Source organism: Streptomyces bugieae (assembly GCF_036352915.1).
GTDB lineage: Bacteria > Actinomycetota > Actinomycetes > Streptomycetales > Streptomycetaceae > Streptomyces > Streptomyces endophytica.
Genome location: NZ_JAZBJP010000010.1, coordinates 118,013 through 142,731, shown reverse-complemented (window position 1 = coordinate 142,731; position 24,719 = coordinate 118,013). Strand labels below are relative to the sequence as shown.

The 24,719-nt window shown below is 70.6% G+C and carries 19 protein-coding genes; 14 read left to right on the top strand and 5 right to left on the bottom strand.

The features are described 5' to 3' along the window. Positions 1-2: 2 nt before the first annotated feature. The 4 genes from gatA (at position 3) to V2J85_RS18940 (ending at position 3,830) form a co-directional block, all read left to right on the top strand. A complete protein-coding gene (gene gatA, locus V2J85_RS18955) occupies positions 3-1,496 on the top strand; it encodes an Asp-tRNA(Asn)/Glu-tRNA(Gln) amidotransferase subunit GatA (protein ID WP_410011264.1) in 1,494 nt (497 codons plus the stop codon). Then, positions 1,493-1,735 carry a hypothetical protein gene (locus V2J85_RS18950; protein ID WP_030412837.1) on the top strand — a complete coding sequence of 81 codons (243 nt, stop codon included), beginning with the start codon at positions 1,493-1,495 and terminating at the stop codon, positions 1,733-1,735. Before gatA ends, V2J85_RS18950 begins: the two co-directional genes overlap by 4 nt. Before the next feature lie 32 nt (positions 1,736-1,767). Further along, the gene (gatB, locus tag V2J85_RS18945) at positions 1,768-3,276 is read left to right on the top strand and encodes an Asp-tRNA(Asn)/Glu-tRNA(Gln) amidotransferase subunit GatB (protein ID WP_261955531.1); all 1,509 of its coding nucleotides are present in this window, start codon (positions 1,768-1,770) and stop codon (positions 3,274-3,276) included. A gap of 401 nt (positions 3,277-3,677) precedes the next feature. Then, positions 3,678-3,830, top strand: a complete 153-nt coding sequence (locus V2J85_RS18940) for a hypothetical protein (RefSeq protein ID WP_315975447.1) — start codon at positions 3,678-3,680, stop codon at positions 3,828-3,830. Positions 3,831-3,912: 82 nt separating this feature from the next. Here the strand turns inward: V2J85_RS18940 and V2J85_RS18935 are convergent, their stop codons facing one another. Both V2J85_RS18935 and V2J85_RS18925 read right to left on the bottom strand, forming a co-directional pair. Continuing rightward, complete coding sequence (locus V2J85_RS18935) at positions 3,913-4,761, bottom strand: COG4705 family protein (protein ID WP_330822266.1); 849 nt, start codon at positions 4,759-4,761, stop codon at positions 3,913-3,915. A gap of 370 nt (positions 4,762-5,131) precedes the next feature. Next, positions 5,132-6,853 carry a chitinase gene (locus V2J85_RS18925; protein WP_330822265.1) on the bottom strand — a complete coding sequence of 574 codons (1,722 nt, stop codon included), beginning with the start codon at positions 6,851-6,853 and terminating at the stop codon, positions 5,132-5,134. A 392-nt stretch (positions 6,854-7,245) separates the two neighbouring features. Between V2J85_RS18925 and V2J85_RS18920 the strand changes: the two genes are divergently transcribed. The 9 genes from V2J85_RS18920 (at position 7,246) to V2J85_RS18880 (ending at position 20,884) form a co-directional block, all read left to right on the top strand. Next, positions 7,246-7,704 (top strand): SseB family protein, encoded by a 459-nt coding sequence (locus tag V2J85_RS18920; protein ID WP_330822264.1) that lies wholly within the window; start codon positions 7,246-7,248, stop codon positions 7,702-7,704. Continuing rightward, a complete protein-coding gene (locus V2J85_RS18915) occupies positions 7,695-8,324 on the top strand; it encodes a hypothetical protein (protein ID WP_330822263.1) in 630 nt (209 codons plus the stop codon). Before V2J85_RS18920 ends, V2J85_RS18915 begins: the two co-directional genes overlap by 10 nt. Then, the gene (locus V2J85_RS18910; protein ID WP_330822262.1) at positions 8,321-13,129 is read left to right on the top strand and encodes a putative T7SS-secreted protein; all 4,809 of its coding nucleotides are present in this window, start codon (positions 8,321-8,323) and stop codon (positions 13,127-13,129) included. Before V2J85_RS18915 ends, V2J85_RS18910 begins: the two co-directional genes overlap by 4 nt. Then, positions 13,119-13,328, top strand: coding sequence for a hypothetical protein (locus V2J85_RS18905; RefSeq protein WP_330822261.1), 210 nt, complete (start codon positions 13,119-13,121; stop codon positions 13,326-13,328). Before V2J85_RS18910 ends, V2J85_RS18905 begins: the two co-directional genes overlap by 11 nt. A 300-nt stretch (positions 13,329-13,628) precedes the next feature. Beyond that, positions 13,629-15,911, top strand: a complete 2,283-nt coding sequence (locus tag V2J85_RS18900) for an MMPL family transporter (RefSeq protein WP_330822260.1) — start codon at positions 13,629-13,631, stop codon at positions 15,909-15,911. Positions 15,912-15,993: 82 nt separating this feature from the next. Beyond that, the gene (locus V2J85_RS18895; protein ID WP_330822259.1) at positions 15,994-16,581 is read left to right on the top strand and encodes a hypothetical protein; all 588 of its coding nucleotides are present in this window, start codon (positions 15,994-15,996) and stop codon (positions 16,579-16,581) included. Positions 16,582-16,857: 276 nt separating this feature from the next. Further along, entirely contained in the window at positions 16,858-17,058 is a 201-nt protein-coding gene (locus tag V2J85_RS18890) for a hypothetical protein (protein WP_261955522.1), read from the top strand. Positions 17,059-17,197: 139 nt separating this feature from the next. Then, positions 17,198-20,314 (top strand): helix-turn-helix transcriptional regulator, encoded by a 3,117-nt coding sequence (locus V2J85_RS18885; RefSeq protein WP_261957417.1) that lies wholly within the window; start codon positions 17,198-17,200, stop codon positions 20,312-20,314. 108 nt (positions 20,315-20,422) lie between these two features. Continuing rightward, positions 20,423-20,884 carry a hypothetical protein gene (locus V2J85_RS18880; protein ID WP_330822258.1) on the top strand — a complete coding sequence of 154 codons (462 nt, stop codon included), beginning with the start codon at positions 20,423-20,425 and terminating at the stop codon, positions 20,882-20,884. Here the strand turns inward: V2J85_RS18880 and V2J85_RS18875 are convergent. From V2J85_RS18875 to V2J85_RS18865, 3 genes are all read right to left on the bottom strand, one after another. Continuing rightward, positions 20,877-21,056, bottom strand: coding sequence for a DUF6191 domain-containing protein (locus V2J85_RS18875; RefSeq protein ID WP_261955520.1), 180 nt, complete (start codon positions 21,054-21,056; stop codon positions 20,877-20,879). The two genes, V2J85_RS18880 and V2J85_RS18875, sit on opposite strands and share 8 nt — an antisense overlap. A gap of 86 nt (positions 21,057-21,142) precedes the next feature. Next, entirely contained in the window at positions 21,143-22,327 is a 1,185-nt protein-coding gene (locus tag V2J85_RS18870; RefSeq protein WP_330822257.1) for a PQQ-dependent sugar dehydrogenase, read from the bottom strand. 125 nt (positions 22,328-22,452) lie between these two features. Then, entirely contained in the window at positions 22,453-23,484 is a 1,032-nt protein-coding gene (locus V2J85_RS18865) for an aldo/keto reductase (protein ID WP_261955518.1), read from the bottom strand. Positions 23,485-23,573: 89 nt separating this feature from the next. Between V2J85_RS18865 and V2J85_RS18860 the strand changes: the two genes are divergently transcribed. Beyond that, positions 23,574-24,536, top strand: a complete 963-nt coding sequence (locus V2J85_RS18860) for a 2-hydroxyacid dehydrogenase (RefSeq protein ID WP_330822256.1) — start codon at positions 23,574-23,576, stop codon at positions 24,534-24,536. The last annotated feature ends 183 nt before the right edge of the window (positions 24,537-24,719 follow it).

The window sequence follows — 24,719 nt, the reverse complement described above, 5'->3', positions numbered from 1 at the left end:
ACATGGCCGACCTGATCAAGCTCACCGCCGCCGAGATCGCGGACAAGATCGCCTCCGGCGAGCTCACCGCCGTCGAGGTGACCGAGGCCCACCTGGCCCGCATCGAGGCCGTCGACGAGAAGGTGCACGCCTTCCTCCACATCGACCGCGAGGGCGCGCTCGCGCAGGCCCGCGCCGTCGACGAGAAGCGCGCCCGCGGCGAGGAGCTCGGCCCGCTGGCCGGCGTCCCGCTCGCGCTCAAGGACATCTTCACCACCGAGGGCGTCCCGACCACGGTCGGTTCCAAGATCCTCGAAGGCTGGATCCCGCCGTACGACGCCACGGTCACCAAGAAGCTCAAGGCCGCCGACGTCGTCATCCTCGGCAAGACCAACATGGACGAGTTCGCCATGGGGTCCTCCACCGAGAACAGCGCCTACGGCCCGACCGGCAACCCCTGGGACCTGACCAAGATCCCCGGCGGCTCCGGTGGCGGCTCCTCCGCCGCCCTCGCCTCCTTCGAGGCCCCGCTCGCCATCGGCACGGACACCGGCGGCTCCATCCGCCAGCCCGCCGCCGTCACCGGCACGGTCGGCGTCAAGCCCACCTACGGCGGCGTCTCCCGCTACGGCATGGTCGCCTTCTCCTCCTCCCTCGACCAGGGCGGGCCCTGCGCCCGTACGGTCCTGGACGCCGCGCTGCTGCACGAGGTGATCGCCGGGCACGACCCGATGGACTCCACCTCCATCGACGCCCCCGTCCCGCCGGTCGTCGAGGCGGCCCGCAACGGCAGCGTCGAGGGCATGCGGGTCGGCGTCGTCAAGCAGTTCCGCGGCGAGGGCTACCAGGCCGGCGTGCTGCAGCGGTTCGACGAGTCGGTCGCGCTGATGAAGGAGCTGGGCGCCGAGATCGTCGAGCTGGACTGCCCGTCCTTCGACCTCGCGCTCGCCGCGTACTACCTGATCGCGCCGTCCGAGTGCTCCTCCAACCTGGCCCGCTTCGACGCCATGCGCTACGGCCTGCGGGTCGGCGACGACGGCACGAAGTCCGCCGAGGACGTCACCGCCCTGACCCGCGAGGCCGGCTTCGGCCCCGAGGTCAAGCGCCGGATCATGCTCGGCACCTACGCGCTGAGCTCCGGCTACTACGACGCGTACTACGGCTCCGCCCAGAAGGTGCGGACGCTGATCACCCGCGACTTCGAGAAGGCCTTCGAGCAGGTCGACGTGATCGTCTCGCCGACGACGCCGACCACCGCCTTCCCGATCGGCGAGCGTGCCGACGACCCGATGGCGATGTACCTCGCCGACGTGTGCACGCTCCCCGTCAACCTGGCAGGCAACGCAGCCATGTCGCTGCCCTGTGGTCTGGCGCCCGAGGACGGGCTGCCGGTGGGCCTGCAGATCGTCGCCCCCGCCATGAAGGACGACCGGCTCTACAAGGTCGGCGCCGCGGTCGAGGCCGCGTTCACCGCCAAGTGGGGTCACCCGCTGCTTGAGGAGGCACCGTCACTGTGAGTGGAAAGCTCGCCAAGGCCAAGGGCTTCAAGAAGTCCAAGCCCGGTACGTACCTGTCCATCGGCACCACGCTGTTCGGCGCGGTGAGCGTCGTCAAGCAGGCGAAGAAGGCGCGGGTGGAGCAGGACACGCTCCAGCTGGTCGACGCCGTCGTCTCCGCCGCCGCCATCGTCACCGGCGTCGCCCTGCTCATCCGCGAACTGCGCCGTCTGGGCGACGACGACGTCCTCGCGGACTGACCGGCGCCGGACCCTGAGAGGTTAGTTTCACCGTGACTGTCACCGACCTGGTGTCGTACGAGGACGCGCTGGCCGCCTACGACCCCGTCATGGGGCTCGAGGTCCACGTCGAACTCGGCACCAAGACCAAGATGTTCTGCGGGTGTTCCACCGCCCTCGGCGCCGACGCCAACGCGCAGACCTGCCCCACCTGCCTCGGCCTGCCCGGCTCGCTCCCGGTCGTCAACGCGACCGGCGTCGAGTCGGCCATCAAGATCGGCCTGGCGCTCAACTGCACGATCGCGGACTGGTGCCGCTTCGCCCGGAAGAACTACTTCTATCCGGACATGCCGAAGAACTTCCAGACCTCCCAGTACGACGAGCCGATCGCCTTCGACGGCTACCTCGACGTACAGCTGGAGGACGGCGAGGTCTTCCGGGTGCACATCGAGCGCGCCCACATGGAGGAGGACACCGGCAAGTCGACGCACGTCGGCGGTGCCACCGGCCGCATCCACGGCGCCCGGCACTCCCTCCTGGACTACAACCGCGCCGGCATCCCGCTCATTGAGATCGTCACCAAGCCCATCGAGGGCGCGGGCGAGCGGGCCCCCGAGGTCGCCAAGGCGTACGTCGCCGAACTCCGCGAGCTCATCAAGGCGCTCGGCGTCTCCGAGGCCCGCATGGAGCAGGGCCAGATGCGCTGCGACGTGAACCTCTCGCTGCGCCCCAACGGCACCGAGAAGTTCGGCACGCGTTCGGAGACCAAGAACGTCAACTCCCTGCGCTCCGTGGAGCGGGCGGCCCGCTTCGAGATCCAGCGGCACGCCGCGGTGCTCTCCTCCGGCGGCAAGATCGTCCAGGAGACCCGTCACTTCCACGAGGAGGACGGCTCCACGACGCCCGGCCGGATCAAGGAGGAGGCGGAGGACTACCGCTACTTCCCCGAGCCGGACCTGGTCCCGGTGGCCCCCTCCCGCGAGTGGGTCGAGGAACTGCGCGCGACCCTGCCCGAGCTGCCGCGCGTGCGCCGCAACCGCCTGCGCGAGGAGTGGGGCGTCAGCGAGCACGACATGCAGTCGATCCTCAACGCGGGTGCGGTCGACCTGATCGTCGCCACCGTCGAGGCGGGTGCGGACGCCGCCGCGGCCCGTAAGTGGTGGATGGGCGAACTGGCCCGCCGCGCCAACGAGGACGGCGTGGAGCTCGCGGCCCTGCCGATCACTCCCGTGCAGGTCGCCCGGGTCGCCGAGCTGGTCGCCAAGGGAGACCTGAACGACAAGCTGGCCCGTCAGGTCATCGAGGGCGTGCTCGCGGGCGAGGGTGACCCGGACACCGTCGTCGAGAAGCGCGGCCTGAAGGTCGTCTCCGACGAGGGCGCCCTGGGCACCGCCGTCGACGAGGCGATCGCCGCCAACGCCGCCATCGCCGACAAGATCCGCGGCGGCAAGGTGGCCGCGGCGGGCGCCCTGGTCGGCGCGGTCATGAAGGCCACCCGCGGCCAGGCCGACGCGGCGCGCGTGCGCGAGCTGATCCTGGAGAAGCTGGGCGTCGAGGGCTGATCCCGCTCTCCGTGGTTGCCTGCTTCAGCGGCCGTCCTTCTACGGAGGGGCGGCCGCTTCGCGTACCTACCACCGGGGCGTGCGGGCCAAGGAAGCGTTCAGCCACGCCGGACGGCTCCTTGCCGCCACCGACCGCCTCACCGTCGCCACCCGTACTTCGCGCCCACGGAGCACACCGCCCGCGCCCCGGCCCGCGAGATCCTCGGCGATGGCCCGCTGCTCGCCCCCGAACAGGCCGTCCTGCGGGAAACCGACCCGGCCAAGGCTCGCGCCCCGGCCCGCGAGCAGCACCACACCCGCTGCTACCTGGAACTCCCCAACTACGTGCGGATTTCCGCCGGTTCGGCTTCGACGGCGACGACTTCGCGGACGGCGGCAGCGACCGCCTGGTCGACGCGATCGTGGCCCGGGGCGACGAGGACGCCGTACGGCGCCGGGGCCGGGACCACCTCGCCGCGGGCGCCGACCACGTCGCCGTCCAGCCCGGCGCCGCCAACCGCGGCCCGGGCCCGGACCAACTCCGGGAACTGGCCCCGGCGTTGATCGAGGACTGAGCACGGGAGGGCGGTCGGCACCCGTCGCGCCAGGGCAGGGGCAGGGCCAGGGGCAGGGGCCGGACGCGGCTCGTACCCCCCGTCAGACGGCGTGGCGTGCGCCGCTCTGCTCGGGCGGCGTGTCCTTGTGGCTGATCGCCAGGTAGCCCACGAGCAGCACGATCGGCACCGTGAGCGCGAGCGTGGCCGGCCCCGTGCCCCAGCCGAGGCCACCGCGAGCGGTGGAGACGCCCATCCAGTCGGCGAAGGAGGCCCCGAGCGGGCGGGTCAGCACATACGCCCCCCAGAAGGCGGCGACGGCGTTCAGCCCGAGGAACCGCCCGGACAGCGCGGGCCCCGCGATGAGCGCGGCGAACAGCACGCCGGAGGGGAGGTATCCCAGGTGGAAGGTGCCCGCGGTGAGGTCGCCCACCGCGGTACCGAGCGCGAAGGTGGCGAGCACCGTCGCCCAGTAGAACGTTTCACGGCGGCGGGTGCGGACGCTGTGGATCGAGAGCGTCCCCTCGGCCCGGTACCAGGCCGCGAGGAGGGCCGCCAGCGCGACGGTGAAGGCGACCGCCGAGACCGTGTAGGGGATGCCGGCCACGACGTGCACGACGTCGGCGGCCATCGTGCCGAACACGCTGACCATGACGATCGCGGACCAGTACGTCCACGGCCGGTAGCGGGTGGCCCGGAACTGGAGAACCAGGAACAGCAGGAAACCGGCCAGTCCGAGGCAGCCCGCCGGTATCGGCCCGAGCGTCCGGCCGAGGTAGTCCGAAGCCGTCTCGCCCATGCCGGTGGTGAGGACCTTCACTCCCCAGAACAGGGCCGTGACCTGCGGCACCTTGCTCCAGCCGGGGCTCTCTCCCGTGTGGGGCAGGGGCTCATGACCCCGCCCTCCCCCCGTGGTGGGCAGGGTCGTTGCCCCACCGGTCGACTGCGCCATCGTCCGTCCGCCCTCCCGGCGCGGTACGTCGCGCCTCGGCAACCAACTGCATTTCGGGCGCTGTTCAGCGAACCACGCGCGGTCGGTGGTCGCTGCCCAGCGGTCTATCGTCTACAGGACTGTAGACGATAGCCGGTGCACGTCACGCACGGCGGTGGCGGGTGGGCTGCCACGTACCCGGCCCACCGGCCCGGGCGCTTGGTGCCCGGGCCGGCGATGGGTGCGATGGCGGGGCCGAGGCCGGTGGTGGGCTGCCGCTCGTGGCCGCGCTCGACGACGCGTGGGGCGCCGGCGAGCGCGTACCCGGGAAGGGCGTGTGGTGCGAGTTCCGTGGCGAGGGCGAGGGCGAGGGTGAGTGCCGGATCCCGCGCTACGGCAGGCCGTGAACGTGCGGCCCGACCGCGTTCGACCACGCATTACCGCTCGCCGCGTCCCAGTTCGTGGACCAGGTCATGGCGCCCCGTACGCCCGGATACGTCCGGGACGGCCTGAACGATCCGCAGCTCGTCCCCTTGGCGAGGCAGTCGAGGGCGGCGTTCACGACGCTCGGGGCGACGTAACCGCTGCCCGCGCCCCGGGTGGAGGCGGGCAGGCCCAGGCCCACCTGGGACGGGTCGAGGCCGCCTTCGAGCTGGATGCAGGCCAGCGCGGTGAGGAAATCGACGCTGCCCTGGGAGTAGACCTTCCCGTCGCATCCCAGCATCGAACCGCTGTTGTAGTACTGCATGTTGACGACGGTGAGGATGTCCTTCACGTTCAGCGCCGTCTGGAAGTAGCCGCCGGACGTCGACTGCATGTCGATGGTCTGCGGCGCCATGGTGAGCACCAGTTTCCCGCCCGCCTTCTGGGAGAGCGAGCGCAACGCCTGCGTCATGTACGTCGGATTGAGGCCGTTTTCGAGGTCGATGTCGACGCCGTTGAAGCCGTACTGCTGCATCAGCGCGTACACGCTGTTGGCGAAGTTGGCCGCCGAGGCGGAGTCGCTGACGGAGACCGTCCCCTTCTCGCCGCCGACGGAGATGATGACGGACTTGCCGGCCGCCTGCTTGGCCTTGATGTCGGCCTTGAACTGGTCGACGGTGTAGCCGCCGAGGCCCGCCGAGTCCAGGTTGAAGGTGACCGCGCCGGGCGTGGTCGTCGCGTCGGCGAAGGCGACCGCGATGATGTCGTACTGGTTCGGCACATCGCTGATCTTCTGGACCGTCGCGCCGTTGTTGAAGTTCTGCCAGTAGCCGGTGACCGCGTGCTTGGGGACGGACGGGTCGGTGCCGCCACCGGAGGGGGAGGTCGTGGCGGTGACCTCGGCCGAACGGGGCGACTCACCGGCGGCGTTGGTGGCCGTGACCTGGAACCGGTAGGTGGTGGAGGGGGAGAGGCCGGTCACCGTCGCCGAACTGCCGCCTGTAGTCGTCGACTTCACTCCGTCGCGATAAACGGTGTAGCCCGTGGCACCGGAGACCGGGTTCCAGGAGAGCGTGACCGAGGAGGACGTCACGGAGCCTGCCGTCAGACCACCGGGCGCCGCCGGAACCTGGGGCCCGGGATCGGTACCGCCCCCGCCGTCCGGCCCCAGCACGCTGAAGTCATCGGCGTAGTAGGCCGGTTGCCCGTACCACCCATGGGTGTACACGGTGACGGAGGTGGTACTGGGCCCCGTGGTGAAGCTGGTCGCGAGCTGCTGCCACCCGGTGGCCGACGGTGTCCAGGTGGAGACGTCCGTCGTTCCGGTGCCGGACGCGCCCAGGTAGACGTACGAACCCTGGACGTACGCGCTCAGCCGGTACGTCGCGTTGGGCTTGACGGCCACGGTCTGGGAGCAGGTCGCGTTGTCCGAGGCGGTGGGGGTCGCCTTGAGCGCCGCGCCGCCGCCGTGCACGGGCGAGCTGACGGAGACCCCGCTCCCCGCCGAGCAACTCCAATTGCTCAGCCCGGACTCGTAGCCGGCGTTCTTGGCGACGTTGACGTCGGCGGCGGAAGCGGGGGCAGTGGCGGTCAGGGCGGCTGCCGCGGTGGCGAAGACCGTCAGTACGGACGCGATCGGGCGTCTGTGGCGGGAGGGTCTGGTGCGGGCGCGTGCTGCGATGCGGGGCATACCTGTCTCCTGTGCCGAAGGGGGAAACCCGAGGACTGCACGAGACGGTGGCCACCGCTGACGAGGGGCCGTTCCCGGCCCTCGCCCAGAATGGTTCAGACCAATGCGCCGGTCAAGGGGTGTGGCACGGACGAACGGGCCCGCGCGGCGCAGCCACAGCCGGCGCGGAGGGGGCGGAGTGGAGTGCGAGGCGGCCGCCAGTTATGCGGGTCGAATCCCCTCCCCGCCCAAACGGCCAGGTAATTGAAGCTGAAAAGAACCGCGGTCCGGTTTCCTCGGCCCGGCCTTTCACTCGCCCTGCCGCCCCCGTGTCCAACACCCCGTTGTCAGTGCCGTATGCCAAAGTATGTTCGGCAGTTGAGCAGGGAATCGGGGGAGGGGCTCGGTCCGTTATGTCTTTGATCGATGAGGTGGCAGCGATTCATGCCGGTCAACCAGATCCGGCCGCGCTCGTGGGCGAATTCCGGCGCACGCATGTCTTGATTCCGACGGTCAATGACACGCTTCTCTCCACTGAGTTGGACGGCATCCGCTGGCTGTACGCCTTCACCGACGAGGAGGCGCTGTGCCGCTTCGCGCTGGGTCGCGGCACGGAGCCCGGCACGGAGTGGCGGTACCTGACCGTGTCCGGCGCTCGCGTCCTTGACGTGCTGATTCCCGCCATCGAGGGCCCTACGGGGGTGGCCCTGGACGCGGGCAGCGAGCAGGGTGCGCTCTTCCCGCCGGTGGCCGGAATCGTGCCCGACCAGGCAGCCATCGATATCCCGGCCACATCGGATAGCGACATACCTGACGGCATATCTGACGGTATATCGGACGTTTCGCGCGAGGGGGAGCGTAAATGGGCCTGATGAGCGGAGATGGCTATCAGCTGGAGCCCGAGGCATTCGAGCAACTCACCAAGGGCATCAGGGCCGCAACAGCCGAGCTCAAAGAACTCGGCTTCGACGTGGAGGCCCAACTGGGCCGCGGTTTCGACCGATTGTCCCTGGACAACATGGAATGCGGCGATGACGGCCTGGCTGCGGCCCTGGACTCCTTCTGCGACCGCTGGGGCTGGGGCGTACGCACCCTGATGCAGGACGCCAACGAATTCTCCAAGAAGCTGGGTATCACGGCTGGTCTTTACTACGAGCAGGAGCAGTACTTCTCGGACGCCCTGAAGCAGACCGTGAACGCCGCGATGGGCGATCCGAACCTGACCGCGGAGCAGCTGCACAAGAGGTCCTGGGACAAGGTCATCGGGGACAACCCGATCTCCCAGGTGGCCAACGCCGACTTCGACCCGAACTCCAAGGCGTCGCGGGACTCGCGCGAACAGATGCTGGAAGCGGGCGACCGGTTGCTTCAGGACGCGCAGTCGGTCCCGGACCGCATCAAGTACGGCGGGGAGGACGTGGAGGTCACGACGGACTTCCACGAGGCGGAGAAGCCGCAGGGCCAGCAGGGACACGGGGGGAACGGCAAGTGAGCATCTTCGGTGATGCCATCGACGCGGTCGGCGAGGGCGCGAGCAAGATCACGGGTGCCATTGAGCGCGGGGCGGGGGAGGTGGTCGAGAAGGGCGCTGAGCTGACCGGTGACGCGCTGGAGACGGTCGGCCTGGACGGCGCGGCGCATGCGGTCCGTAGTGGCGGCGCGAAGGTGGCCGGCGCCCTCGGGGCACACGTCGACGAACGCGAGCTCGGCGAGACCGAGGATCCCAAGGAACTCATCCACGGCGACCCGGGCAAGATCGCCGAGACCGCGTCCCACCTCAAGGACTTCTCCGCCGCGTTCGACCGGGTGGCGAACGGCATGCGCAAGCTGGGTTCGGGCCAGCACTGGAGCGGCAAGGCGGCCGATGCCTTCCGCGAGGCCTTCGACATGCATCCCAAGCAGTGGATGCACGCCGCCGACGCTTGCGACGACGCCTCCAAGGCACTGACGTCGTACGTGGAGACGGTGATCTGGGCCCAGCACAAGGCCGCCGAGGCGATCGAGAAGTACCACAACGCCCAGGAAGCCACCCGCCGTTCCTTCGAGGCGTACAAGGCGAAGGTCGACAGGTACAACTCCCAGGCCGACGCCTACAACGCCGCCGTCGAGCAGGGCCAGGACCCCGGTCCCATGCCGCAGGAGCCGACCGTCGAGGTCGACCCGGGCGCCGAGGGCCGCGAGGCGGCCCAGGACCTGCTCAAGGAGGCCCGCAGCCAGCGCAACGAGGCCGCCGAACACGCCCGCAACGCCATCAAGGCCGCCTTGGCGCACGCGCCCGAGAAGCCCGCCCTCACCCAACTCGCGGGCGCTGCCCTCAAGGACGGCAGCCAGGCGGTCGTCCTCGAGCACCTGCACATAGCCGGCGGTGCCCTGAAGGCCGGTGCCGACACCCTCAAGCTGGGCCGCAAGATCAATCCGCTGGACCCGTACAACGTCACGCACCCCTTCCAGTTCGCCGACAACACCGCCATGACCCTCATGGGCCTGGCCCAGGCACCGCTCCACCCGGTGGAGACGGCCAAGGGGATGCTGGGGTCGGGCTGGGGCAGCGATCCGGGCGACGCTTGGGGTTCCATGTGGGTGAACATCCTGGGAGGGAAGGGCGGGGGCGGCCTGGCCAAGGGAGCGGCTCGGGCCGGTGCCAAGGACATCGCCGAGAGCTGGGCGCGGCATGCTGCCCGCAACGGCGGCAAGATCACCGTTCGCGACCGGGCCCGGATCGCCGCCTGCAAGATCTTCGGCAGCGACCCCATCGACATGGCCACCGGCCGCATGCACCTGCCGCAAACGGACATCACCCTCCCCGGCAGCCTCCCCCTCACCTTCACCCGCACCTTCGAGTCGTCCTACCGCACCGGCCGCTGGTTCGGCCCGACCTGGATGTCCACGGTCGATCAGCGCCTGGAGATCGACTCCGAGGGCGTCATCCTCATCGGCGAAGAGGGCAACTTCCTCCTCTACCCGCACCCGGCCGTCGGCGTCCCCAGCCGCCCGATAGAGGGCGACGGCGCCCCCCTGGAACTCACCCCCGACGGCGACTACGTCCTGACCGACCCGGTGACGGGCCTACGCCGCTACTTCACCACCTACACCGACCACCTCGCCGTCCTCGACGAGATCGCCGACCGCCACGGCAACCACCACACCTTCGACTACACCGAAGACGGCACACCGCTCGCCATCACCCACAGCGCCGGCTACCGCCTCCTCCTCACCACGGAGGAGCGCCGCATCACCGCCCTCCACCTGGCCGGCGCCGCCCCCGACGGCAGCGACCAACTCCTGGTCACCTACGGCTACGACGAACTCGGCAACCTCACCACCGTCACCAACTCCTCCAACCTCCCCCTCCGCTTCACCTACGACGACGCCGGCCGCATCACCTCCTGGACCGACACCAACAGCAGCAGCTACCACTACGTCTACGACGACCAGGACCGCTGCATCACCCAGGGCGGCATCGAAGGCCACCTCCGCGGCGACTTCACCTGGGGCGACCCCGACCCGAAAACCGGCCTGCGCACCAATTACCACCGCAACTCCCTCGGCCAGGTCACGACTTACCAGGTCAACGAGCACCACCACATCGTCGCCACCACCGACCCGACGGGCGCCACCACCCGGACGGTGCGGGATGCCGGGCACCGAATCCTGTCCACCACCGACCCGCTGGGCCGCACCACCACCATCGACTACGACGCCGCCGGCCGCCCGGTGACCGTCACCCTCCCCGACGGCTCCACGTCCACCACCACGTACGACGCCAACGGCAATCCGCTGACGATCACCGGTCCCGACGGCGCCACCTGGACCCACACCTACGACGCCACCGGCAACCGAATAGCGTCCACGGACCCCACCGGCGCCACGACCACCTACACCCACGACGCCCGCGGCCACGTGGCTTCCATTACCGATGCCCTTGGTAACACCACCCACCTCTACTGCAACGCTGCCGGCCTCCCGCTCTCCGTCACCGACCCCCTCGGCGCGGTGACCCACTACCGCCGCGACGCCTTCGGCCGCACCACCTCCATCACGGACCCGCTGGGCGAAACCACCCACATGTTGTGGTCCGTCGAAGGAAAGTTGCTGGCCCGGATAGACCCCACCGGCGCCACCGAGGAATGGACCTACGACGGCGAAGGCAACCGCACTTCCCACACCGACGCCATCGGCCAGACGACCCACTTCGAATACGGCCACTTCGACCTCCTCACGGCCCGCACCGACCCCGACGGCGTCCGCTACAACTTCCTCCACGACACCGAACTACGCCTCACGCAGGTCACCAATCCCCAGGGCCTGACCTGGAATTACGCGTATGACCCCGCCGGTCGCCTCGCCTCCGAAACGGACTTCGACGACCGCACCCTCACCTACACCCACGACCCCGCCGGCCAGCTCACCACCCGCACCAACGCCCTCGGCGAGGTCACCACCTACACCCGCGACACCCTCGGCCGCATCACGCACAAGGACGCCGCGGGTCTGCTGACGACCTACCTCCACGACGCCTCCGGCAACCTCCACCAGGCCGCCAACCCCGACGCGACAGTCACCTACACCCGCGACATCCTCGGCCGCATCACCGCCGAAACAGTCAACGGCCGCACCATGACGTTCACCTACGACGCCCTGGGCCGCCGCACCAGCCGCACCACCCCCACCGGCCACACCACCACCTACACCTACGACGCCGCCGGCAACCGCACCGCCATGGACATCGCCGGCCACGTCCTCACCTTCGACCACGACGCCGCCGGCCAAGAACTCACCCGCACCATCGGCGAGAACCTCACCCTCTCCCACACCTGGGACCCCACCGGCCGCCTCACCTCCCAGTCCCTCACCACCCTCGGAACCGGCACCGCCCAAGCCCCCCACACCGCCGCCGCAGAGATAGACCAGGTCCTCTCCCGCTCCTACACCTACCGCCCCGACGGCCACCTCACCGCGATCGACGACTCCCACACCGGCCGCCGCACCTTCGACCTCGACCGCGCCGGCCGCGTCACCGCCGTCCACGCCACCGACTGGACCGAGACCTACGCCTACGACGCCGCCGGCAACCAAACCCACGCCACCTGGCCCGACCGCCACCCCAACCCCTCAGCCCGAGGCGAAAGGACCTACGAGGGCACCAACATCACCCACGCCGGCCGCATCCGTTATGAACACGATGAGCTGGGTCGCGTCACCCTCCGCCAAAAAACTCGCGTCTCGCGTAAGCCGGACACCTGGCGCTACACCTGGAATGCCGAAGACCGCCTCACATCCGTGGTCACTCCGGAAGGCGCGACGTGGCGTTACCTCTACGATCCCTCCGGACGTCGAATAGCCAAACAACGGCTCGCAAATAACGCGATCACAGTCGTCGAGCAAGTAGATTTCACCTGGGACGGCCCCACGCTCACGGAACAAGCCACCCGCACGTCACACGGTCAGGAAGTTGTATCCGTTACCTGGGACCACCGCGATCATGCCCCCCTCACGCAGACCGAACGTAAAATGATCGCCCTGATAGACGCGCCTCAACAGGAAATAGATCAGCGCTTCTTTGTCATTGCCACCGACTTGGTCGGCAGCCCCGCCGAACTTTTTGACACGTGCGGCTCCATCGCCTGGCGCGCTCGCACCACTCTCTGGGGAACTACCACCTGGAACCGCGATGCTGCGGTCTACATGCCCCTAAGGTTCCCAGGCCAGTACTTCGACGTCGAAACGGGACTTCACTACAACTTCCATCGAATATACGACGCCGTCAACGCTCGATACCTCTCAGCGGATCCCCTCGGTCTAACGCCTGGCCCCAACCCCACCATCTATGTCCACAATCCGCACACTTGGGCAGATGTCCTGGGTCTGTCACCGTGCGAAATGAACCGTCTTCTGTATGGAGGGCGACCTGGGGAAGGACTGCCAGGAAGCGAGGGGATCGCGATCCCTCGGCGCCCGACAATTCAAGAGATGGAGAATCTTTCCGTGAAACACGGTGTTGAGTTTGCCGTGACCTACAAATATGGTCCCGGGGTAAGTGGTAGAGGTGGACAATACCACCTGTACTCGGGTGTGGAGGCGTCCGTTCAAATTCCTCTTGAGGCGGACCGCATGTTCATCTATCACACGCATCCCGGGGGGACGCCGCGTCCCAGCACGGCAGATAAAGCCCTGATGGGGCTTCTCGAAGACATGGGCTCGCCTCAGCGCATCTCGAAGGTGATTCCAGTTGGGGGAGGCAAGGCGATATCATACGGAAGTGGACCATTCTACGGAGATCTGCCAAATGAGCACTGATATGAAATCGTACGACTACCTTTGGACCACGGAACGTGCGGATTGGGTACTCGTCAAGACGCCTAGAGCGATAGCGCCTGTCATCTATAACCGTTCCAGTCGGCGGGTATTGCTCATCGAGGATAATGATTTGTACGCTGCTGTCGTGACTGAGATGAAAAATGCAGGAATTGAGGTATTTGACTCCATTCCTCAATGAAATGCGTGTGCCGGGAAAGGTCTCAGGGCGCACGGTCGTTCAAGCGCTGGTGACATTGCTGAGGGCCTGATCGGTGATGACCCGCCTGGCTCTCTCCAGACGGGTCATGGGTTCCCCACCCCACGCCTTTGTGGGGAACCCCACAAAAAGGTCAAAGGATCTTTTCCGGGTGTCACCCTGCTCCGATGGGGCCCCGGCGGCGTGCCAAACAGGCGCGGGGCCCTATGTCCCTGTTCATAGCGCTCGGCACCACCCGTACCCGGGAGTTCTCGACGCACAACCCGGGAAGCGATCGACGTCGTGACCGCTCTTGCTCGGTGGTGTCTCAGGCGCCGCATCGTGGTGATCGTTCTTTGGCTTGCCGTGTTTGTGGGCGTGGGTGTGGCCGCGGGGGTGAGTGGGGCCGCGTACTCCACTGACTACGAGGTGCCGGGGACCGAGTCCGGGCGGGCGACCGCGTTGATGGAGAAGGCGTTTCCGGGGGAGACCGGGGACAGCGACACCATCGTGTGGCATACCGATCACGGGACGGTGCGGGCCGGTGCGGTGGAGAAGACCATGCGGCAGACCCTGGAGAGGGTTGACGGGCTGCCCGGGGTTGCCGAGGTGCACGGTCCGTACGGCCCCAAGCCCGCCCGGGGAGCGCACGAATCCTCCGACGCGCGGCAGATCAGTCAGGACGGGCGGACCGCCTACGCCTCGCTCCAGTTCGCGCGGCCGACCGATGAGCTGGATGCGACCCAGGTCCGGAAGGTCGTCGAGGTCGCGCGGTCCGCTGGTGGGGACGGGCTGCAGGTCGAGTTGGGTGGGGCCGGGATCGCGGTGACCGAGGCGCCGCGGGCGCAGTTGCCGGAGGTCATCGGGCTGGGGGCGGCGGCCGTGGTGCTGTTCCTCGCGTTCGGGTCGCTGGCCGCGACCTTGCTGCCGATCGTCACCGCGGTCGCGGCCGTCGGCACCGCCTCGGCCGGGATCGCGCTGCTCAGTCATGCCATGACCGTCGCCGACTTCGCGCCGATGCTCGGGAGCCTGATCGGGCTCGGGGTGGGGATCGATTACGCGTTGTTCATCGTGACCAGGCATCGGAAGGGGCTGAGGGCGGGGCTCGGTGTCGAAGAGGCCGCCGAGCGGGCGGTGGCGGTGTCCGGGCGGGCGGTCGTGTTCGCCGGGGCGACCGTGTGTATCGCGTTGCTGGGCATGTTCATCCTGCGTCTCAGCTTCCTCAACGGGGTGGCGCTGGCCGCTTCGCTCACGGTCGTGCTGACCGTCGCCGCGTCCGTGACCCTGTTGCCGGCGCTGCTCGGCCTGATCGGGATGCGGGCGCTCGGGCTGCGGGAGCGGCGGAGGCTCGCCGCGGACGGGCCGCGGGAGGAGCGGCGCGCCGGGATCGCCGCGCGCTGGTCCGACTTCGTCGAGCGGCGCCCCAAGCTGCTGGGCGTCCTCGCGGCCGCCGTCATGCTCACCCTCGCGCTGCCCACGTTCGGGCTCCACCTCGGGACCTCCGACCAGGGCAACGATCCGGCCACCTCGACGACCCGTAAGGCGTACGACCTGATGGCGCGGGGCGGGCCCGGCGACGGGCGGGGCGGCGGCTTCGGGCCCGGGGCGAACGGGCCGTTGACGCTGGTCGGCACGTTGGACGGCGCCAAGGACCGGATCGCCTTCGACAAGCTGCCGCGCCAATTGCGGACCACCCCCGGGGTGGCCACGGTCAGTGGGCCGGAATTCGACGGGGGTCGTAGCACCGGGGTGCTGACCGTCATCCCGGACAGTTCACCGCAATCCCGGCAGACTTCCGATCTGGTCGCCAGGCTGCGCGCCGACGTCCTGCCGAAGGCCGAGCGCGGCACCACCATGCGGGTGGCGGTCGGCGGGGTCACCGCGAGTTATGACGACTTCGCGTCGGTCATCGTCGGCAAGCTGCCGCTGTTCGTCGGCGTGGTCATCGGGCTCGGGTCGGTGCTGTTGCTGCTGGCCTTCCGGTCGCTCGCGGTGCCGCTCAAGGCGGCGCTGATGAACGTCGCGGCCGTCGCCGCCTCGTTCGGGGTCGTGGTCGCGATCTTCCAGTGGGGCTGGGGGAGCGAGCAGCTGGGGCTGGGCAGCGCCGGGCCGATCGAACCGTTCCTCCCGGTGATCATGGTGTCGGTGCTCTTCGGGCTGTCCATGGACTACCAGGTGTTCCTGGTGTCGCGGATGTACGAGGAGTGGCAGCTGACCGGGGACAACCGCCGGGCGGTGCGGGTCGGCCTGGCCGAGACCAGCCGGGTGATCAACTCGGCGGCGGTCATCATGATCGCGGTCTTCGCGGCCTTCATCCTGAGCGGCGACCGCACCATCGCGATGTTCGGCATCGGGCTGGCCTCCGCGGTCGCCCTGGACGCGTTCGTGCTGCGTACGCTGCTGGTCCCGGCGCTGATGCACATGCTGGGCGGCGCGAACTGGTGGCTGCCCTCCTGGCTGGAGCGGTGGCTGCCCCGGATCGGCATCGAACCGCCGCCGGAGAAGGTGGGCGGGGCGCCGGAGCGGTCCGATACGGCGGGGCCGCCCGGGCCCAGGGACGGCGAGCGACCGCTGGTGGGGGCGTAGAAAGCGCTCACAGGGCCCCCGGTCGAGCCCGCTCCCCGCCGTTCTCATCTCACTCTCAGACACGGCCCCTACGGTCGCGCCCATGGGTACGACCAGGACGACCGACACGACCGACAGCACCGCCACCACCGAGAAGCGGACCGACGATGAGACCGTGCCGGCGCAGGCCGTCGCCACGGAGAAGGAGACGGATGCCGCGGCGGTCCCCGAGGACGCCGAGGACATCGAGGGCGCTGACCAGGGTCAGGAGCTGGACCAGGACGCGCCCGCACCGCCCGGCACCGCCGGCGTGGCCGCCGGTGCCGGTGCCGTTGTCGCCGCCGGGCTCGGGCTCGCCTCCGTCACCGGGACCTGGCTCGGCACGCTGATGGCCGAGCGGCAGACGCTGATGGGGCAGATCAACCTCCAGGCCGGTAAGGCCACCGACCAGATCTCCGCCATGTACGGGACGCCCTGGCACACCACGGCCCTCGTCAACGGGGTCTTCGCCGTATTGGCGGCGCTGGTCGCCGCGGTGGTTCTCACCCGGCCGCGAGCCACCTGGGTGCGGGCCGTCGCCTGGGGCGGGCTTGCCCTCGGCGTGCTCGGGCTGCTGATCTCCGCGGGCATGTACCTCGACCTGTTCGGGAGCATGCCCACCATCCCTAAGGGCACCCGGCCCGGCGCCTAAGGCAGCGGGGCCTCATCGGGGTCCCCGTAGGAACTCATTCGTGTCCGGGATACGTACGGGCGGTGCCGCGCGCGCCGCCCGTACGGCCTTTCCCGGGCGCCGCCCGTATTTCCTAAGCACCCCCGCACCCGAAGATCGGGCACTCTCCCGATGTGGCGGACCCCCTGGGACGCGAGGCTTGAGCACGTCACAGCACGTCGACAAGTCCGCACCACCGGGCGTCGACGAGCCCGCACCGGTGGGCGTCAACCCGCCCACGCCACAAGGGAGAACGAGATGTACCAGTTCGAACTGGAGCTCCGGGTCCGGCAGGACGAGCTGCGCCGCGAGGCCGCCCGGCAGCGTCTGGCGCGCGAGGCGATCGACGGCCGGCGCGCCGTGCGCCAGGCCGCCGCCCGCTCCGGCAGCGACGAACCCGAGGGGCGGGTGAGTACCGGACGGGCCCGGCGGTGGCGGGTACGCCGTGCCACCGCCTGACCGGGCCCGGCCGGTCCCGCACGAGGGAAGCCGTGGAGGGAAGCGGTGGAGGGAAGCCGTGGAGGAAACCCCGTGGACGAAACCCCGTGATGAAGCCCCCGGTATCAAGCCCCCTGCCGGAATGTCGGACCCCTGTGCGATGCTCAAGCGCGTGGAGACCAGGTCCGTCAGTCCCGTGTTCGTCGGTCGAGCGCCCGAGCTCGCCGCGCTCGATGACGCGCTCGCCCGCGTCGCGGCGTCCGGCGAGCCGCAGGCCCTGCTGATCGGGGGCGAGGCCGGGGTCGGAAAGACCCGGCTGATCGAGGAGTTCGGCGAGGCAGCGCGGGCCCGGGGCGCGCTGGTCGCGCTCGGCGGCTGTATCGAGATCGGCTCGGAGGGGCTGCCCTTCGCGCCGTTCTCCGCGATCCTGCGCACCCTCAACTGGCATCTGCGGGACGAGCTCGCCGCCGCGGTCGCCGGTCAGGAGGGCGAACTCTCCCGCATCCTGCCGGAATTGGGGGAAACGCCCGGCGAGAATCACGGGGAGGAGATCGGCCGGGCCCGGCTCTTCGAGCTGACCGCCCGCCTCCTGGAGCGCCTCGCCGCGGAGCGCACGCTCGTCATCGTCATCGAGGACCTCCACTGGGCCGACCGCTCCACCCGCGAACTCCTCGCCTACCTCCTGCGGGCCCTGCACGACGCCGGCGTCCTGCTGGTGGCGACGTACCGCTCCGACGACATCCACCGCCGCCACCCGCTGCGCCCGTTCCTCGCCGAGATCGACCGGATGCGCACGGTCCGGCGGGTCGAGCTGGACCGCTTCAACCGCGAGGAGGTCCGCTCCCAGCTCGCCGGCATCAACGGCAGCGCACCGGAGGAGGGCACCCTCGACCGGGTCTTCCGGCGTTCCGAGGGCAACGCCTTCTTCGTCGAGGAGCTGGCCCGCAGCCTCGCCGACGGCTGTCTGCACGGCCTCAGCGACCCGCTGCGCGATCTGCTGCTGGTGCGCGTCGAGGCGCTGCCCGAGGACACCCAGCGGGTGGTCCGTACGGCCGCCGAGGGCGGCTCCACGGTCGAACACGAACTCCTCTCCGCCGTCTGCCAGATGCCCGAGGACGACCTCATCGAGGCGCTGCGGGCCGCCGTCGGCAGCAACACCCTCGTCCCCACCGGCGACGGCACGGGCTACCGCTTCCGGCACGCCCTGGTCCGCGAGGCCGTCGTCGACGACCTGCTGCCCGGCGAGCGCACCCGCCTCAACCGCCGCTACGCCCAGGCGCTGGAGGCCAACCCCTCCCTGGTCCGCGCCGATGCCTGCGCGACCCGGCTGGCCAGCTATTGGTACAAGGCCCATGACGCGGCCAAGGCGCTGCCCGCCGTCCTCGCCGCCTCCGTGCAGGCCCGGCGCCGCCATGCCTACGCCGAGCAACTGCGGCTGCTGGACCGGGCCCTGGAGCTGTGGGACGACGCCCCGCCCGAGGTCCGCCAGGGAGTGCGCCCGGTCGACTACACCGAGGCGTACCCGGCCTGTGGCTGCGACGACGATTCCCTCCGCTTCCTGGACCTGCTCGCCGAGATCGCGGTGGCCGCCCGGCTGTCCGGCGACAGCGAGCGCGCCTTCACGATCACCAAGCGCGCCCTGCGCTCCCTCCGCGACGAGAACGATCCCCTTCGCACTGCCTGGTTCCTGGTGCAGCGCTCCCGGCTCTGCCAGGGCACCGGCCGCGGCAACGGCTGGGAGGACCTCGGCAGGGCCCAGGAGCTGATGCGCGGCCTGCCGCCGTCATCCGTGCACGCCGAGGTGACGGCCGCCGTCGCCAGCTGGGCGGTGCTGCACGAACCGGGCCCGGGCACCTTCGCCACCGCCGAACGCGCCGTGGAACTCGCCCAGTTGGTCGGCGACGAAGAGGCCGAGCTGAACTCCCGGCTCACCCTGGCCGGGCTGCGGACCGACTCCGGCGAGGTCGACGAGGGCCTCGCCGACCTCCGGGCCGCCCTCGACCGCGCCGTCGAGCGCGGCTACTTCACCGCCATCGGCCGCGGCCATGTCAACCTCCCGTCCTTCCTGGAGGGCGTCGGCCGCTCCCGGGAGGCCGTCGAGGTCACCGAGCAGGGCATCGAACTCACCACCCGCTACGGCCTCAAGGACAAGACCTGCTGGGTGATGGCCAACCGCGCCGAATCGCTCCAGTCGCTGGGCCGCTGGGAGGAGGCGCTCCAGGCCGCGGCCGACTCCCGCCGGCTCGCCCAGAGCGCCCGCTCGATCGCCCTGGCCGCCAACCGCCGCACGGACCTCGCCCTCGGAATGGGCGACTTCGACGCCGCCGAGCGCGAACTGGCCGTCGCCCGCGAGCACTACGGCACCCACGACCCCCAGCCGCAGCACGCCATCCCGCTGGCCCAGCACGCCCTGCGGATCGCCGCCCACCAGGGCCGCATCCTGGACGCCCGGACCATCCTCGGGGAAACCCTGGACGCCGGACTGCCGCCCGGTATCCAGCGCTACGCCTGGCCGTTGCTGTGGTGGGCCACCGCCGCCGAGTCGGACGCCCGCGGGCTGCCGGCCGCCGGGCCCGGCCGGGCCGCCGTCCTCGCCCGCATCCGCGACGCCGCCAAGAAGCTGGCCCGGGCCTGCCCGATATGGGAGGCGTACGCGGTCGCCGTCGAGGCCGAGCTCCGCCGCGCCGAGGGCCGTGAGACCCCGGACCACTGGGCGGCGGCGGTCGCCGCCTTCAAGCCGCTGGAGCGCCCGTACGAGCTCGCCCGGGCCTGCTACCGCTGGGCGGAGTCACTGCTGCACGGCACCGAGCGGGCCACCGCCGGGCTGGACGGCCGCACCCCGCGCGAGGCCGCCGTCCTGCTGCTCGGCCAGGCGCACACCGCCGCCACGGCCATGGGCGCCCGCCCGCTCGCCGAGGAACTCGCCCTGCTCGCCCAGCGCGCCCGCATCCCGCTGCCCGGACTGATACCGGCCACCGCGGACGCAGCGGGCGCAGCGGCCGCCGGCGCCGGCAGGGACGGCGGCACCACCGGGGAGACCCAGCACGCCGAAACCCCCGCCGCCTCCCTCGGGCTGACCCCGCGCGAGCGCGACGTCCTGCGCCTGGTCGCCGACGGCCGCAGCAACCGCCAGATAGCCGACGCCCTGTTCATCTCGCCCAAGACAGCCAGCGTCCACGTCTCCAACATCCTCGCCAAACTGGGCGTCTCCGGCCGCGGCGAGGCCGGCGCGGTGGCCCACCGGCTGCGCCTGTTCGGCGAACCGGCGGCGTCCTGACCCGGCCGGCAGCCCTGCCCGGCCCCTCGTCGCGGGCCCGGTGACCCGCTGGGATGCTCCGGGTGCGGATGCCGGCAGGCGGCGGCGCGTTCGGGATACGGGGACGGTATGGGGACGTCACGCGCCGTGCTGCGGCGGGGGCTGTGGTTCGGGCTGCGGGCCGGGGCCATCCCGGCGGGCGTCTGCGCGGTGCTGTGGGCGGTCACCATGGTGACGTGGTACCTCTACGACCCGGGTGACAGCACGCTGGAGGATCCGGCACTGGCCGCGGTCGCCGTGCTGGGTTCGCTTGCCGTGGGCGTCCTGATCGGCGCGGCCATCGGCCTCGTACTCGCCTACGCCCCGCTCCGTCTGGTCGCCTCCGGGCCGCTGCGGGCGCTGGTGTGCTTCGCGCTCGGCGGCACGCTGTCCTCCGGAGAGGTCGTGGTGATGGCCGAGGCGACCGACGGCGGCTACGGGCCGATATTCGTGGCCCTGCTCGCCATGCCGGTGGTCGGTGCGGTCGCCGCAGCCCGCAGCCGGGACATCGCCGCGGCGCGGATCGGCGCCGCGGCCAGCCCCCTTACGTAGCGCGGCCGCCGGCCCCTCCCGCCCGGATGACGACGGTCCCCGAGGAGAGGTCTATCGGGCCCTTCCCCGGGTCGCCGTCACCGATGTCGTCGACGACCAGCGACATCTTCTGCCGCTCCTCGTCGGTGTGCTTGCGGCCCGGCGCGAACAGTTCTTCCACGATGTTGAACACGGTGCCTGCCCCCTCTTCGGCGTGACGCGCACCCGTCCCCTGCCACCCGAGTCTAGGCAGGACACACGAAAAGGGGACCAGAAGGATCAGCTCACCTTGAGGCGGAGAATCCGGTCATCTCCCTTACGGGGCGTGCCGCGGCCGTCGGTGTTGCTGGTGACCAGCCACAACGTGCCGTCACCGGCCGCCACGACCGTCCGCAGCCGCCCGTAGGTGCCCTTGAGGAACGCCTGCGGGGCGGCCACCGGCTTCGTCCCGTTCAGCGGGATGCGCCACAGCCGCTCACCGCGCAGCGACGCCATCCAGATGGAGCCCTTGGCGTACGCGATGCCGCTGGGCGAGGCGTCGTCGGTCTTCCACACCTCGACCGGATCGACGTAATCCGGGCCGCCCTGACCGGACTTGGCCTTGCCCTCGATCTCCGGCCAGCCGTAGTTCTTCCCCGGCTCGATGAGATTGAGCTCGTCCCAGGTGTGCTGCCCGAACTCCGAGGCCCACAGCCGGTGGTCGGAATCCCAGGCCAGTCCCTGCACATTGCGGTGGCCGTAGTCGTACACCACCGAATCGGCCGAGGGGTTGCCGTGCGCCGGCTCGCCGTCCGGCGTCATCCGCAGGACCTTGCCGCCCAGCGAGCTCTTGTCCTGCGCCAGCCCGGTGTCGCCGGTCTCGCCGGTGCCGGCGTAGAGCATCTTGTCCGGGCCGAACGCGATCCGCCCGCCGTTGTGGATCTCGCCCTTGGGGATCCCCCGCAGGATGGTGTCGGGCGCGCCCAACTGGTCGCCCGGCGGGCGCTTGTCGTCGTAGATCATGCGGGCGATGCGGTTGTCGGACGCGGTGGTGAAGTACGCGTACACCTGGTGGTCGGTGCCGAAGTCCGAGGAGACCGCGAGGCCGAGCAGGCCGCCCTCGCCGCCCGGGGCCACGCCCGGCACCGAGCCCAGCTCGGTGGTCTTCCCGCTGTCCGCGGCGATCCGGACGATCTTGCCGGTGTCCCGCGAGCCGACGAGCAGGTCCCCGCCCGGCAGCACCGCCACGCCCCACGGCGATTTCAGCCCGGTGGCCAGCGTCTTCGTCACCTTCACCGAGCCCTTGGCGGGCGGCGCGGCGGGTGACGGGGTGGCGCCCGGCGAGGCGGCACCGGCCGAGGCACCGGGGCTCTTCGCCGTGGCGGAGCCACCCCCGCCGGGGGGCTGCGCGCCACCGTTCGAGCAGCCCGCTGCCAGGAGCAGCGAAGCGGCGGCCAACACGGCGGTCTGGGAACGGCGTTGCACGGCAGGGGTCCTCTCGTCGTCCGGGCGAGCACAAGAACACCACATCGGGCCGCCGGACGCGGCGAACCGGCCCGCACGCCCGGCGGACCGGCCCGCACGCCCGGCGGACCGGACCTGCCGGCGGGCTACCAGGACTGCCGGGCCGGCGGCAGCGCGGCGATCTCCGCCAGGTCCTCGCCGCTGAGCACCAGATCGGCCGCCTTGGCGTTCTGCGCGGCCCAGCGCTCCTTCTTCGTACCGGGTACGGGGACGACATGCCGGCCCTGGGCCAGCACCCACGCCAGCGCCACCTGCCCCGGCGTCGCGCCGTACCGGGCGCCGACCCGCCGCAGCCCGGCCACCAGCGGCTGGTTCGCCGCCATCATCTCCGCCGTGAAGCGCGGATGGCGGGCCCGCAGGTCCTCCCGTTCGAAGCCCTGCCCCGGGGTGAGCGTGCCGGTCAGATAGCCGTTGCCCAGCGGCATCGCCGCCAGGAAGCCCACCCCGCGCGACTCGCACCACGGCAGCAGCGCCTCCAGCGCCTGGCGCGACCACACCGACAGCTCGGCCTGCACGCTGCTGACCGGGAACACCTGCTGGATGCGCTCCAGTTGGGCCAGCGTGCCGTCGTGCGTCCGGGACCGCGACCGGGCCCCGGCCGGCCGCCGCTCCGCCCGCGCCGTGCGGGGCTGCCGCACCGCCCGGGCGCCCACCGCGCACAGCCCCAGCGACCGCACCTTCCCGGCCGCCACCAGCTCCGCCATCGCCCCCCAGGTCTCCTCGACGGGTACCTCGGGGTCGGCCCGGTGCAGCTGGTAGAGGTCGATCCGGTCCGTCTGCAGCCGGCGCAGCGAGGCGTCACAGGCCCGTTTGACGTAACCGGGCCGCCCGTTGGCGACGATGTGCTGCTCGCCGACCAGCAGCCCGACCTTGGTCGAGACGAACGCGTCCTGGCGGCGCTCCTTCAACGCCCGTCCCACCAACAGCTCGTTGGTGAACGGCCCGTACATGTCGGCGGTGTCCAGCAGGCTGCAGCCACGGTCCAGCGCGGTGTGCACGGCCCGCAAGGACCCCTCCCCGTTGCGCTGCGACTCGGTGTACCCCCAGCTCATCGGCATACAGCCGAGACCCACGGCGCCCACTTCCAGAGCCGCCGCACCGATTGTCCTGCGCTCCACCTGGTTGTGCCTCCGTCCCCTCGCCCCCGATCAAGGGCACGGACCAAACTAACGTCTGAGCAGAACATCCCTTCGCATAGCCTCGGGCCATGGCAACCGCAGACCAGCGCACCGAACCGAACGACGTCTGGCTCCCGATCCCGCCCGACGAGATCGAGGGCCTGCCCGGCGGCCTCCACTACGTCCACTGGGACGCCGGCCCCGAGTACCCGGCCGATCCGGCCCGGTGCGTCTTCTACGCCGTCCCCTACATGAAGGGCACGGAGGTCAGCCTGCGGCCGCTGGCCGGCATGAACCGGGTGCGGGTGGTGCAGACCCTCACCGCAGGGATCGAGCACATGCTGCCCGGGCTGCCGCAGATGCCGGCCGGGGCCCAGCTGTGCAACGCCCGCGGACTGCACGACGCCAGCACCGCCGAACTCGCGCTCACCCTGATTCTGGCCGCGCTGCGCGACGTCCCCGGCTTCGTCCGGGCGCAGGACGCGGGGGAGTGGCGGCCGGACTTCCGGCCCGCCCTCGCCGACAAGTCGGTCCTCATTGTGGGCTATGGTTCGATCGGCAGTGCCATCGAGGACCGGCTCACGCCTTTCGAATGTGCGCGGGTGGTGCGCGTCGCACGCACCGCGCGTGACACTGTGCGCGGCCCCGTGCACCCACTCTCCGACCTGACCGCCCTCCTGCCCGAAGCGGACGTCGTCGTCCTCGCCACTCCGCTCACCGACGAGACCCGTGGCCTGGTCGGACGCGATTTCCTGGCGCGGATGAAGGAGGGCGCACTCCTCGTGAACATCGCGCGCGGGGCCATCGTCGACACCGAGGCACTGCTCGCCGAGCTCGAATCCGGGCGGCTGCGCGCGGCGCTCGACGTCACCGAGCCCGAACCCCTGCCCGCCGGGCATCCGCTGTGGCACGCTCCGGGCGTGCTCATCACTCCACACGTCGGTGGCCCCAGCTCTGCTTTCCTGCCTCGTGCGAAGCGGCTGCTGCGGGACCAGTTGGCGCTTTTCGCGGCCGGCGAACCCCTGCGGAACGTCGTCGCGACCGCCGGCTGACCGGGGCGCGGATGGCGCTACGGGGCCGTACGACTGCGGTGGGTATTCACCACCCCGCACGCCGTCACGCTCCGTAGATACCCTATGTCGCTGAGTGACGGAACTGGTGTATCGTCCGAGCGGGGATCGCGCCGGGACAGCCGCGGCGCGATGCGAGATCCGGAACGCGAGGGGGGCGACGGG

Excerpts from the sequence above, each read along its gene's own strand:
- V2J85_RS18920 (WP_330822264.1), top strand. The coding sequence starts at position 7,246 with ATGTCTTTGATCGATGAGGTGGCAGCGATTCATGCCGGTCAACCAGAT.
- V2J85_RS18885 (WP_261957417.1), top strand. The coding sequence starts at position 17,198 with ATGCTCAAGCGCGTGGAGACCAGGTCCGTCAGTCCCGTGTTCGTCGGT.
- gatA (WP_410011264.1), top strand. The coding sequence starts at position 3 with ATGGCCGACCTGATCAAGCTCACCGCCGCCGAGATCGCGGACAAGATC.
- V2J85_RS18935 (WP_330822266.1), bottom strand. The coding sequence starts at position 4,761 with ATGGCGCAGTCGACCGGTGGGGCAACGACCCTGCCCACCACGGGGGGA.
- V2J85_RS18895 (WP_330822259.1), top strand. The coding sequence starts at position 15,994 with ATGGGTACGACCAGGACGACCGACACGACCGACAGCACCGCCACCACC.
- V2J85_RS18860 (WP_330822256.1), top strand. The coding sequence starts at position 23,574 with ATGGCAACCGCAGACCAGCGCACCGAACCGAACGACGTCTGGCTCCCG.
- V2J85_RS18905 (WP_330822261.1), top strand. The coding sequence starts at position 13,119 with ATGAGCACTGATATGAAATCGTACGACTACCTTTGGACCACGGAACGT.
- V2J85_RS18880 (WP_330822258.1), top strand. The coding sequence starts at position 20,423 with ATGGGGACGTCACGCGCCGTGCTGCGGCGGGGGCTGTGGTTCGGGCTG.
- V2J85_RS18925 (WP_330822265.1), bottom strand. The coding sequence starts at position 6,853 with ATGCCCCGCATCGCAGCACGCGCCCGCACCAGACCCTCCCGCCACAGA.
- V2J85_RS18915 (WP_330822263.1), top strand. The coding sequence starts at position 7,695 with ATGGGCCTGATGAGCGGAGATGGCTATCAGCTGGAGCCCGAGGCATTC.
- V2J85_RS18890 (WP_261955522.1), top strand. The coding sequence starts at position 16,858 with ATGTACCAGTTCGAACTGGAGCTCCGGGTCCGGCAGGACGAGCTGCGC.